We start from the raw sequence: 11605 nt of genomic DNA, 5'->3' as shown, positions 1-11605 counted from the left end.
CTTTACTATTTGCCTTTGGTCAGTGCATTGACGATAAACTCCATTTCTTTTTCCAATGAGATTGGGTCATTGAAATAGAAGGATTCTGAATCAAACGTGATGACGTTGTTCTTTTGTACGGCAGGAATTCCTTTCCATACATCTGTTTTCATGAATGAATTGTCCGCTTGGGCCCCGCCGTCACCTACAAAGATATAATCGCCGGCATACTCAGGGATCACTTCAGCCGAAATGGCTTTATAACCGGGGCCAAACACTTCCTTTTCCACTTTTTCGGGCGCTTTTAGTCCCAGGTCCTGGTAAATGACCTCGGTCCCTCTTCCCCAGTTCTTGCCGTATACGTACATGTCTTTTCCGAAGGTTTCAAAAACCATCGCAGTTGCATCTTTGCCAATTGCTTGTTGGACCTTTTCTTTTTCGGCTTTCGCTTTCTCTTTCCACTCTTCCACCCACGCTCTTGCTTCATTTTCTTTGCCGATGATCTTTCCGATTTCAATATGCTGTTCCAGGTAATTGTATTTGTCATAGGTGAGTGAGACGGTCGGGGCAATTTCAGCATACTTTTTCAGGTTTTTATCATCTGAATATGTAATAATCAAGTCCGGCTCCAGAGCGAGCAGCTTTTCTAAAGAATCAGCCGTTATTACTTCCGCCTTATCAAGTTTGCCTTCATAAAATTTATTGTTCTTTGGATACTCGTTAACCGCTATCGGAGTATTTCCGAGCGCCAGCAGGTTACCGGCATATGTCGCTGCAAGCATCGCGATTCTTTTCGGCTTGTCTGGTACTTTTACATCACCATTTTCTGACTGGTAGATTCGTGTTTTTGGAGCAGAATCTTCTTTTGCCGCTGTATTTGCTTCTTTATCACTCCCGCATGCTGCCAATAGTCCTGCGATAAGTACTGTAATGATCGTTAGAAATAAATTTTTTCTCATTCTTCCCATCTCCTGTTTTGATAATAATAATTATTCTCAATTAGTTTTAAAAAAAATAAACTTCCTCTTTTTTCTCATCCATTTTGGCTGCCTGCTGTTCCCCAGTTAGTAAATCATACGTCAGGCAGATTGGCTTTCCTGTTCTGGGATCCATGCCAATCTCGGCATCGATGTTAAACACATTTCTGAGCACCTCGGAAGTCATGACTTCCGCTGCATTTCCTTCTTTGATAATCTCGCCATCCTTCATCGTCACCATATGATCAGCGAATCGGGCCGCATGGTTTAGATCGTGAATCACCATTACGATCGTTCGTTTTTCGATATCGTTCAGGTATTTCAGAAGCTGCAAAACCTCCAGCTGATGCGACAGATCCAGATAGGTTGTCGGCTCATCGAGAAGAATGATATCCGTTTCCTGCGCCAGCGCCATGGCAATCCAGACTCTTTGACGTTGTCCTCCTGAAAGGGCATCGACCGCTCTGTGCTTGAAGTCTGAAATGCCTGTCACCTGAAGTGCCCATTCTATCACTTCCCGGTCCTTATCCTTCAAGGTTCCCATCCCTTTTTGATACGGATACCTTCCGTAAGAGACCAATTCAGCTACTGTCAGTCCTTCGGGAGCATCCGGGGATTGCGGCAGAATCGCCATTTTTTGAGCAATTTTTTTCGTCGATTCTTTCGTGATTTGTTTTCCATCCAGGTACACCGATCCCGATTTTGCCGTTAATATGCGGGACAATGTCTTCAGAACTGTGGATTTGCCGCAACCATTCGGTCCGATAATGGCCGTGATTTTTTCATCAGGTATATCCATGTTTAAATTTTTGACAATATCGTAATCTCCATACGATATTCTTAAATTTTCGGTAAAAAGCCGGGACATCTATGTACCTCCTTTATCTAAGCAGGATTCCATCATACTTCGCTACCTGACCATCACTACCCTTTGCTTTTCTCCCTCTGCTGACTTATCAACCATTACGTTATAAATGATAATGATTATCACTTTCACTTAAAATTTTATGAAAACGATTCAGTTATGTCAATAGAATTTTATAATTTTCAACAAAGTTTTGTTTTTTACATACTGAATGTTTCTAATTATGTTTACATATCGATTTCAAAGAGCTAAGATTAAAAAAATAACTGTATATCAATTTTTACTACTAGGGGTGTCTTATTCGTAAGGCTGAGAGAAAAGTGATTTTCAACCCTTTGGACCTGATCTGGATTATGCCAGCGTAGGAAAGTAGTCGGCATAGAACATTTGCCATGCTAACCAGCCAGGTCCCTCTTTGGATCTGGCTTTTTTACATTTCGGGAGGATGATACATATGAAAATGAATGACCAGGTAGTGCTTGTTACAGGCGGAAGCCGCGGGCTTGGAAGCGCGATAGTTCAGGCATGTGCGAGGGAAGGATCAAAGATCGTGATCAATTATTATTCCAGTGAGGAAAAGGCAGATGCCCTCAGGGAACAATTAGGAGACAATGCGATTGCGATCAAGGCGGATGTCCGGGACAAGGAACAGGTACAGAAGATGTTTAATCAGGCCAAACAGCATTTTGGCCAACCTGTGACTACCATTATCAATAATGCGCTTGTTAACTTCCGTTTCGATCCGGTCAATAAAAAAGATGCTTCAACGGTGTTATGGGAAGACTTTCAATCGCAGTTGGCAAGTGCGGTGAAAGGAGCTTTAAACACCATTCAGGCTGGATTACCGGATATGAAAGAAAACAGATTTGGGCGGATCATCAATATCGGCACCAATTTATTTCAAAATCCGGTCGTTGCTTATCATGATTACACAACGAGCAAGGCCGCTTTATTAGGTTTCACAAGAAATATGGCCAATGAATTAGGCCAATATGGCATTACGGTCAATATGGTCTCCGGCGGGCTGTTAAAGCAAACCGATGCAAGCGCCGCGACCTCTGAGGAAGTCTTTGCTCTTATTGAATCCTCCACCCCGCTCAGGAAGGTGACAGAGCCTGCCGAAATGGCTGATGCCATCTGTTTCTTTGCTTCCCCCTGGAGCAGAGCTGTGACCGGCCAGAACCTTGTCGTAGACGGCGGTCTTGTGATGGATTGAATTGGAACAAAGCAATAGTTTGGTTTATTCGTATTTGGGTAAAATAATCCCGTTAAATACGAGTAATAAAGGATGGTCAATATGACGCGCAAAACAACTGAACAAACTCTGTCCGTTAAAGAAGCCATTGAATCACGGCACAGTATCAGAAAATATGACCAGCAGCCGATCGGTGAACAAGATCTTCAAAGTATTTTTGAACTTGTACGCCTATCTCCTAGTGCCTGGAATCTTCAGCCATGGCGTTTCCATGTGGTAACCGATGAAGTTATGAAGGACAAACTGGAAGAGGCAGCTTACGGTCAAAAACAGGTAACATCAGCACCGGTCGTGGTCGTTGTGACCAGTGATATGGAAGATGTGCTCGAAAATCTGGCAGACACTGTTCACCCGGGACTCTCTCCCGAACAGAAACAAGATGAAATAGCTAATTTATCAGCATTATTCAATGGGATGAGCTTGGAAGAACGCGGCCAATGGGGATTAACGCAAACAAATATTGCATTCGGCATCCTGATGGTAGCTGTTCAGGGGCATGGCTATGCGAGCAACCCGATGCTTGGCTTCGACCAGAATAAAGTCAGAGAGATATTAGGCTTACCTGAACATGTGAAGTTCGCTGGGATTCTTCCTTTTGGCAAGCCTGATAGTGAGGGGTATCCTCATCATCGATTTGACACGAATAAAATTGTCACATTCCACTAAGTCTTGGGGCGATACAAAAGGAGCGGATTCATTCCCGCTCCTTTTTCATGCCATTTTTCCACTCTTTTAAGTAAAAATTCTCCATTGACTTGTCTTTCAAATGACCGTATATTATTACAAGTGAATGTATATTGTATTCATCTAATCACGATAAATGGTTACTTAATTATTTGATAAATGAAAGAAATTGCCAACTAGAGAGGAAATCACATCATGAATAACAAAAAACTTGGCCTGTGGATTTTGACGGCCTTGGTAGTCGGGAATATGGTCGGAACCGGCATTTTTATGCTGCCTGCTTCTTTAACTAAAGTGGCGAGCCCTGCCGGCGTGATTTCCGCATGGCTTGTTACCGGCTTTGGCGTGCTGATGATCGCACTTGTATTCGGAAACCTGGCTTTACGCAAGCCAAAGCTTATAGGCGGGCCGCAAATTTATGCGAAGGAATTATTTAAGCCCGGCAGCAACACTTCGACTTTGACCGGGTTTATGACTACCTGGGGATATTGGCTGGGGAATCTGACAGGGAATATCGCGCTCATTACGACTTTTGCCGGTTACTTGTCGACCTTCTTCCCTGCTCTATTAAACCAGGCTGAGCTGTTTACAATCGGCGGATTTACGTTAAAAGTCGGAAATGCCTTGACCTTTATCGTCTGTACGATCCTGCTATGGGGAACGCATTTGATTATATTGAAAGGCCATGACACGGCCGGAAAGCTGAATTTCCTGGCGACGGCAGCCAAGGTTATCGGGTTTTTCCTATTTATCCTCGTCGGTCTGTTTGCCTTTCAAAAAGCGAACATGCTTCCATTTGTTGCCCCGCGATTCGATGACGCGGGACAAGCTATCGGTTTGCTTGGGCAAATCAATAGTGCAGCCGTGACGACGCTATGGGCGTTTATCGGGGTGGAATCTGCCGTTGTATTTGCGTCGAGGGCCAAAAAGCAAGTCGACGTGAAGCGCGCGACCATGCTTGGATTACTGATCGCACTTGCCATCTATATTGGCATCAGCACGCTTGTCATGGGGATGCTGAGCCAAGAAGTTCTTGCGGCGTCTGACAAGCCGCTCATAGATGCGATTTCAACGGTGTTAGGTCCGATTGGTGGAAAAATTCTTGCGGCGGTTGGATTGATCAGTTTGTTCGGCTCCACAATCGGCTGGGTCATGCTGAGTGCGGAAGTTCCCTATCAGGCGGCGAAGCAAGGATTATTCTTGCCAGCTTTCGCAAAAGTAAATAAAAAAGGCATTCCTGTCTTTTCCATGGTAGTTACCAACATCCTTGGCCAGCTGTTTATTTTCTCTACTATTTCAAGCACAATTTCAACGGCCTTTAATTTTACGATTGTGATTGCAACGCTTGCCTATCTTGTCCCTTATTTCATCTCATCGGTCTTCCAGCTCAAGCTGGTCCTAACTGGTGAGACATATACGAGCCGGAGAAGCAGGATCTTTGATGGAGTCATAGGCGTTCTTTCAACCATTTATTCAATCTGGGTGATTTACGCGGGCACAGCGGATTTGAAGACATTTGCGCTGGGCATGGCTTTGCTGGCAAGCGGCATTTTCTTTTACAGATGGGTAAAACCTGCTGAGAGGCAAATAGAAGCCGTATAACTTTATGTTTAAAACATAAACGGGATATCTCTTGAGGATTAAACCTCAAAAGATGCCCCGTTTATTTTTGTATTCACTATCTAAATAGCTACTCCGGAACTCTTAGACTTTCTTAATTGATTGTAAGCGCCTGAGCCAATCAGAACACCCATAATAATCAATAGTAAGCCGATTAGGTGGGTTGCATAAATTCTTTCGTTAAGAAACAGAGCAGCGCCAATCAGTGAGAAGAATGGAGATAAATTCATGAAAACAGCTGATTCGGCGGCACCGATCTTTCCAATCGCATAATTATAACCCATATGGCCTACGGCCGTAGCGATGATCGCCGAAGCAAAAAAGATTACATAATCATAAACGGATCCATCGGCTATTCCTGAGAATCCACCCGGTTCAACGATTGGGCTCAGGATGAAAAGGAACATAGACCCGATTACAAGCATATATCCCGTCATCAAGCGCGGGTCCATCGTCTTCGATACTTTTTTAATCAAGATAAAGCTAAGAGCTTGTGAAAATATAGATAAGAAGACATCGATATCCCCGGGATTAATTCCGCTTGCTTCGGTATTTCCCGACATAACGGTGACGATGATCCCGGCAAAGCCAAGTATGAATCCTAACCCTTTTAAGAGGGTGAAGCGGCTGCCGAGCAGTATGATGGATAAGATGGCCGTAAGCAAGGGTCCCGTCCCGATAATGATCCCACCATGCACAGCCGTCGTGTCTTTAAGGCCTACCGATAAATAATAATGATGGGCTGTAACGTTCAATAAAGCCCCAAGGATAATGGCTGGAATTTCTTTTTTCGAGGGCAACCGGAGCAGCTTTAAAAAATAAAGAATTACAAAAACGGAAATGCCCGCTGTAAGAATTCTTAGTGCCGTGATGGAAACAGGCATGAACTGGTCCACAAGGATCTTTGTTGCAGACACGTTGAATCCCCATGCCACCATGATGACCACTAAAAGTATATACATTTTTGCCAAACCATCAACTTCTTTCTGGATGTCTATAATGTCTTAATGCTGAGCGTTTATTCCATATTAATCTATCTTTGCTACTCACATACAATAATTTGCCTGGAAAATGAGCCTTTATTGGCGACGCAGCGATCTGCAATTTCAAACCCCGCTTCCTTGATCATTTCGTCCATCGTTTCGATCGTGATAACGACCACTTTGCCAGCAAACCTGCGGGCGTTCTGAAGAATGGAGAGCTGGTCTTCCGGTGAGGCATGGGTATATAAATTATAGGGCATATCGATAATTGCAACGTCATATTTTTCAGAAACCTCTGATATGGGTCCCGTTGTTACCTCGCCTACATGCCCGAAGTAGGCAATATTCTCCCTGGATCCGTCTGTGACAAGAGGGTTTATATCGCGTCCGACGATGTCAATTCCCATCGAAAGCGCCTCGACCAATACCGTGCCAATCCCGCAGCAAGGGTCAATCGCTTTGACTCCTTCCGGTTTCGGTACAGCGATATTCGCCACAGCCCTGGCTACACGTGTGCTGAGTGCAGTGGAATATTCGCGGGGTTTTTTAAGATGATGAAGCCAGATTGCTTCGCTTTTGAGATATTTCCCGAAATACCATTTCCTGCCAAGAGGAACTATGCCGAATATATGGTCAGGCTCGTGCATATCGGCTTCGCCCTGGATGGGCCAGCCAATTTCCCGCTCGATTGCACGTTGCTCCCAGTATTCTACTTTTTCTTGCAAATCGTTTATTTTCACGAAAATAACTTTGAATGTTGATTCATCCAACTGGATGTGTTTTACTTGCTCGACAATCTCCTGCACGCTATCCCCTTCATGCATCACTTCAATCCGTTCCTTAATGAACGGACTTCTGCTGGGATCAATGCTAGTGGGGCTTTTGATAATATTGAACGGTGACTCAAGTCCAAAAAGTGAACGCATCTCCATGCGGCATAAAGAGAGTTCCTCCGGACTGCATGCATATGTGTATATATATGCTGGTGTTAGATTATGATTTTCCAAATAATTACATCCTTTATCATTTAAACTAGCTTCATATAAAACCTTATCCGTAAAAGCTGTTAAAAGCAATATGCAGGATTCATACTTCTTATGAAATTTCTGCCTATTATATCAAAAAATCACAAAGGACCCGGTGTAAACCGAGTCCTTTTGTCTAATTATTTCCACGCGCAATGCTAAACACATTAATTGGATGGTGCCTGTCATCTATTGAATTGGTGCTTCCATGCCAGCAGGCGCCCACTCTTCCTTTGAAGGGCCATAGATTCCTGGAACCGGCAAACCGGCCTGGCGCATTAGAACGGTCATTTGTCCGCGGTGATGGTTTTGATGAAGAATCAGCGTCATCAAGAAAATCGAATTTTGCTGCTTCTGTCCAAAAAAGTCGCTTTCAATCTGGAGACTTTCATCAGTCCATTGAGCTTTTATTGCCTCTAAGAATGCTGCGCTTACTTGACCATAGCTGTCTGCAATGAATTGAGCTGAGGTCGGCACTGGCCAGTTTTCCGTGGGGGCTTCAAACTTCAGCCCAGTGCGGGAAGTCATGATATGTATGGATGGTACAATGTGCCAAGCAATACGCCCCAATGTCCAATTCTCTTCAGTTATCTCCTGTTTAAGAGATTCGTCGGTTAGATTGTTCAGTATTTTTTGAGTTGCTTGTGATTCGAATTCCCAAGATTTCATAAAACCTTCCAATGTCAGAAACATATAGAACCCTCCTACGTTTAATTTAAGTGATGATTACGCTATTTTGTTGAAGAATCCTTCTTTAACCAAGTATATTCCTTCATGCAATACTCTTAATAATCCAACATAGTCATAGTATGCTTATATTCTCTCTGTTATTCTCATTATCTCAGAATGGGTATAAGTACTATATTATGTATTTATTCGGTTTTGCTACTGTTGCTTTTTAATGTCTTTACCGTTATCTTCTCCCAGGTTGTCCATGGCAAAAAGTTTTTTAATCTGATACTCAGTTTCACTCTTTTTCCAACAGGATGACGCAATGTCGTCTCTTTTTGCTGTGAAATCTCACCTATCAAACTAGCTACTTCCTGAGGATCTCCATATCCGGATTCATTTTTTAGTAAGTACCCTTCAATGTTTCTCATCGTTTCATAATATGGAGAATTTTCGAGTTGTGATTTCTCTGTTACTTGTTTCCCGGTTGTCCAGATGTTCGTCTGATATGATCCTGGTTCAACGAGAGCGACTTGGATTCCAAATGGTTTCATTTCAAGCCGGAGACATTCGCTCCAGCCTTCCAGAGCGTATTTGGAAGCAACATAAGGGGACATCCCCGGAAAACCGATTCTGCCACTGATGCTGCTTATATTGATGATGTTTCCATTTCCCTGTTCACGCATCAGCGGTAAAACTACCTGTGTAACAGCTATTAAGCCAAACAGATTGGTCTCGAATTGTTTCCTGTATTCATTGACTGGAATTTCCTCGACAAAACCGGCACCGGCATACCCGGCATTATTTACGAGTACATCCACCTGCCCAAGCGATTCTAATAATCTCTTCAAACCTTGAATGGACGCTTCTGATGTGACGTCAAGTTCATGAATTTCGATGTTACGGTCAATTCCCAATTCCTTGGCTTTCTTCGTTAATTCCGTTCCCTTTTGAGGATTCCTCATCGTAGCAATCACTCGAAAACCCCGATTGGCTAATTCGAGCGACGTCAATAACCCAAAACCGCTTGATGAACCGGTAACAATTGCAATTTGATTTCCCATTAAATCCCCCCTCCTTCTTTTATAACAAAGAAGGGTCCCATGCACCATTCATTTGTGGTGTGAAATGAAACCAATCTTTTGACTTTATGGCAGTTAATACATAACATCGGTTTATTGTTATTTTTCGATCATAATGAAGATGATAAAAATAATTGTGCACATGACGAAGGAGGATCTGTCAGGCATGTTAGAACACCGAGCATTTCAAAGAATGTATCAACAGGATAAAATGACACTCGGCTTTTCGATCCCGACTGAAAGAATGTCCAAAATGCCGAGAATGGAAAATCAATTGCAGCTCGCCCGTGCGATTGAAGATTTTGGTTTTGCAGCACTATGGCTACGGGATGTTACGATGCAGGATCTTACTATTGATGATAATGGCCAAATGTATGATGTCTGGATCTATTTAACGTATCTTGCTGCTCACACTAAGCAAATAGCATTAGGAACTTCTAGCGTCGTCCTTCCCTTGCGCCATCCGGTTCGCGTCGCTAAGGAAGCCCTTTCGATACACCGCTTGTTTCCGGATCGCCTCATCCTTGGTGTCGGATCTGGTGATCGGGCAAAGGATTTTACAGCTCTGGGAATTGATAAAGAAGATAGTGGACACCTTTTTAAAGAGAATTTCGAGACCATTGACCGATTGCTGAAGGAAGAAGGACCAACCATTCATTTTGATCATGGTTTTATAGATGGAACAGATACGAGATTGATTCCGCAACCGGTGTCGCCGATTCCCATGATGGCAACGGGCTTCAGCCGCCAGTCGATGGAATGGATTGCCGAGCATGGCGATGGTTGGTTCCAATACCCCAGAAGCATTCAGCAACAAACGATGTTAATCAGCGATTATCGCGCAATGGTGGAAGAAAAGTCTCCGGGAGTATTCAAACCGTTTACTCAGTCGTTATTTATCGACTTATCGGAAAATCCAGATGCACCTCCCGTCACCATTCCATTAGGTTTTCATGTCGGTCGCAAATATTTATTGGAGCTGCTTCAACAGTTCCAGACAATCGGCGTCAATCACCTTACATTTGTCTTGTATTTCTCTAAACGGCCGCCAGAAGATGTCATCCTTGAACTTGGTGAAGAGATTTTGCCGCATTTCCCTACGCATTCGCTTACTGATGAAAAATAAGGAGATGAACCCCTGTTTTGCAAAGCATACAAACGGCTGTATGCTTGACACGCAATCAATAACAAGCATGATTGAAATATAGTTCCCAAAAATAAAAACAGCCACTTCATTCATGAAGTGGCTGTTTTTATAGGTTTATAAAGAAACCTTTGTACTATCTATCTCATTTAATCTTGATTGAATTTCACTTTTATTTAATCCGTGTTCTTTCACATATAAATTCTCCGGGTGAACCCGACATTCATGGCTGCAGCTCCGCATATAACGATGTTCATTTTCCTCCGTGCAGAATATGCGTTTATCGCATTCGGGATTTGCGCAATTTACGTATCGTTCGCAAGGTTCGTTAGTAAAGTAGTCCCGTCCGACAACTACAGTTTCCACCTTATTAATCGGCACACCGATTCTGTCATCAAACACATAACACTGGCCGTCCCATAGCTGCCCTTTTACTTCTGGATCATTGCCGTACGTAACGATTCCCCCATGTAATTGGGCAACATCTTCGAATCCCTCTTTCAACAGCCATCCAGAAAACTTTTCGCAGCGGACTCCGCCGGTGCAATAAGTCAGGATTTTTTTGCCTTCTAATTTTTCTTTATTCTCTCGGATCCAAGCAGGCAATTCACGAAACGCTTTTATATCAGGTTTGATTGCATTGCGGAAATGCCCCAGTTCGTATTCATAATCGTTCCGAGCGTCGATTACAACCGTATCCTCATCTTGCATTTGTGCAAAGAATTCCTTTGGTTCGAGATATGTCCCTGTTAGCTCCAGAGGGTTCACGTCTTCGTCCAAACCTAAGGTGACCAGCTCTCTGCGGTGACGGACATGTATGTTCTTAAACGTATGCTGGTCGGCATAATCCATTTTATACACCATATCTTTAAAGCGGATATCCCGCTGCATATGCTCCATATATTCCTCAGTTTGCTCCAATGTCCCTGAAACCGTTCCATTGATTCCTTCACTTGAAACCAGAATCCGTCCTTTTAATCCCACTTCTTTACAAAACCGTAAATGGTTCTTTGTAAACCTTTCAGGGTCTTCGATCGTGACATATTGATAATAAAGCAAAACTCGATATTTATTCTCCATGTTCATCCACCTCATAATTTATTGTAAGTGAATCATCAGCTTTAAATCAGATATTAAACTTTTTTATTTTTAGGTTCTGTTAAATGATAATGTTGTTTTTGGGAAGGGAATCTGCGAGACTCCTGCGGAAAAACGGGCTGGCAAGACCCCGCAGCGAGGTACGAGTGAGGAGGCTTGCCAGTTCGTCCGCGGAAAGCGAGTAGATTCCATGACCATTTGAAAATCAACAATGGAATTTAACA

11 protein-coding genes and 1 riboswitch are annotated in these 11605 nt (G+C 43.2%); of the genes, 4 read left to right on the top strand and 7 right to left on the bottom strand.

From position 1 onward, the window contains the following. Window positions 1–5: 5 nt before the first annotated feature. Both D0463_RS01925 and D0463_RS01920 read right to left on the bottom strand, forming a co-directional pair. A complete protein-coding gene (locus tag D0463_RS01925) occupies window positions 6–938 on the bottom strand; it encodes an iron-hydroxamate ABC transporter substrate-binding protein (RefSeq protein WP_117304475.1) in 933 nt (310 codons plus the stop codon). A 46-nt stretch (window positions 939–984) separates the two neighbouring features. Further along, the gene (locus D0463_RS01920; protein WP_117304473.1) at window positions 985–1824 is read right to left on the bottom strand and encodes an ABC transporter ATP-binding protein; all 840 of its coding nucleotides are present in this window, start codon (window positions 1822–1824) and stop codon (window positions 985–987) included. Between the two features lie 275 nt (window positions 1825–2099). Beyond that, window positions 2100–2206: riboswitch (TPP riboswitch) on the top strand. A 69-nt stretch (window positions 2207–2275) separates the two neighbouring features. Here D0463_RS01920 and D0463_RS01915 point away from each other — a divergent pair. From D0463_RS01915 to D0463_RS01905, 3 genes are all read left to right on the top strand, one after another. Further along, a complete protein-coding gene (locus D0463_RS01915) occupies window positions 2276–3037 on the top strand; it encodes a 3-oxoacyl-ACP reductase (RefSeq protein ID WP_117304471.1) in 762 nt (253 codons plus the stop codon). An 81-nt stretch (window positions 3038–3118) separates the two neighbouring features. Beyond that, the gene (locus D0463_RS01910; RefSeq protein ID WP_117304469.1) at window positions 3119–3742 is read left to right on the top strand and encodes a nitroreductase family protein; all 624 of its coding nucleotides are present in this window, start codon (window positions 3119–3121) and stop codon (window positions 3740–3742) included. A gap of 213 nt (window positions 3743–3955) precedes the next feature. Beyond that, entirely contained in the window at window positions 3956–5362 is a 1407-nt protein-coding gene (locus tag D0463_RS01905) for an amino acid permease (RefSeq protein ID WP_174234276.1), read from the top strand. Between the two features lie 80 nt (window positions 5363–5442). Here D0463_RS01905 and D0463_RS01900 read toward each other — a convergent pair whose 3' ends face one another. The 4 genes from D0463_RS01900 to D0463_RS01885 form a co-directional block, all read right to left on the bottom strand. Further along, on the bottom strand, window positions 5443–6342 hold the full coding sequence (locus D0463_RS01900; protein ID WP_117304619.1) for a DMT family transporter: 900 nt from the start codon (window positions 6340–6342) through the stop codon (window positions 5443–5445). Window positions 6343–6422: 80 nt separating this feature from the next. After that, on the bottom strand, window positions 6423–7370 hold the full coding sequence (locus D0463_RS01895; RefSeq protein ID WP_117304465.1) for a TRM11 family SAM-dependent methyltransferase: 948 nt from the start codon (window positions 7368–7370) through the stop codon (window positions 6423–6425). Between the two features lie 207 nt (window positions 7371–7577). Then, the gene (locus D0463_RS01890) at window positions 7578–8081 is read right to left on the bottom strand and encodes a DinB family protein (RefSeq protein ID WP_117304463.1); all 504 of its coding nucleotides are present in this window, start codon (window positions 8079–8081) and stop codon (window positions 7578–7580) included. Between the two features lie 179 nt (window positions 8082–8260). Continuing rightward, window positions 8261–9121, bottom strand: a complete 861-nt coding sequence (locus D0463_RS01885; protein WP_117304461.1) for an oxidoreductase — start codon at window positions 9119–9121, stop codon at window positions 8261–8263. A 184-nt stretch (window positions 9122–9305) separates the two neighbouring features. Between D0463_RS01885 and D0463_RS01880 the strand changes: the two genes are divergently transcribed. Beyond that, window positions 9306–10265, top strand: coding sequence for a TIGR03571 family LLM class oxidoreductase (locus D0463_RS01880; RefSeq protein WP_117304459.1), 960 nt, complete (start codon window positions 9306–9308; stop codon window positions 10263–10265). Between the two features lie 135 nt (window positions 10266–10400). On the opposite strand, the gene trhO is transcribed toward D0463_RS01880, so the two are convergent. Continuing rightward, window positions 10401–11363, bottom strand: a complete 963-nt coding sequence (trhO, locus tag D0463_RS01875) for an oxygen-dependent tRNA uridine(34) hydroxylase TrhO (protein ID WP_117304457.1) — start codon at window positions 11361–11363, stop codon at window positions 10401–10403. Window positions 11364–11605 lie beyond the last annotated feature (242 nt).

The sequence above is a fragment of the Bacillus sp. V59.32b genome, assembly GCF_003429085.1.
Lineage (GTDB): Bacteria > Bacillota > Bacilli > Bacillales > DSM-1321 > Peribacillus.
Note: the sequence above shows the minus strand (reverse complement) of the source record. Positions and strands in the feature narration are given on the sequence as shown.

What these genes read in the sequence shown, in the direction of transcription:
- D0463_RS01925 (WP_117304475.1), bottom strand. Translation starts at nt 938, where the DNA reads ATGAGAAAAAATTTATTTCTAACGATCATTACAGTACTTATCGCAGGA.
- D0463_RS01920 (WP_117304473.1), bottom strand. Translation starts at nt 1,824, where the DNA reads ATGTCCCGGCTTTTTACCGAAAATTTAAGAATATCGTATGGAGATTAC.
- D0463_RS01915 (WP_117304471.1), top strand. Translation starts at nt 2,276, where the DNA reads ATGAAAATGAATGACCAGGTAGTGCTTGTTACAGGCGGAAGCCGCGGG.
- D0463_RS01910 (WP_117304469.1), top strand. Translation starts at nt 3,119, where the DNA reads ATGACGCGCAAAACAACTGAACAAACTCTGTCCGTTAAAGAAGCCATT.
- D0463_RS01905 (WP_174234276.1), top strand. Translation starts at nt 3,956, where the DNA reads ATGAATAACAAAAAACTTGGCCTGTGGATTTTGACGGCCTTGGTAGTC.
- D0463_RS01900 (WP_117304619.1), bottom strand. Translation starts at nt 6,342, where the DNA reads ATGTATATACTTTTAGTGGTCATCATGGTGGCATGGGGATTCAACGTG.
- D0463_RS01890 (WP_117304463.1), bottom strand. Translation starts at nt 8,081, where the DNA reads ATGTTTCTGACATTGGAAGGTTTTATGAAATCTTGGGAATTCGAATCA.
- D0463_RS01885 (WP_117304461.1), bottom strand. Translation starts at nt 9,121, where the DNA reads ATGGGAAATCAAATTGCAATTGTTACCGGTTCATCAAGCGGTTTTGGG.
- D0463_RS01880 (WP_117304459.1), top strand. Translation starts at nt 9,306, where the DNA reads ATGTTAGAACACCGAGCATTTCAAAGAATGTATCAACAGGATAAAATG.
- trhO (WP_117304457.1), bottom strand. Translation starts at nt 11,363, where the DNA reads ATGGAGAATAAATATCGAGTTTTGCTTTATTATCAATATGTCACGATC.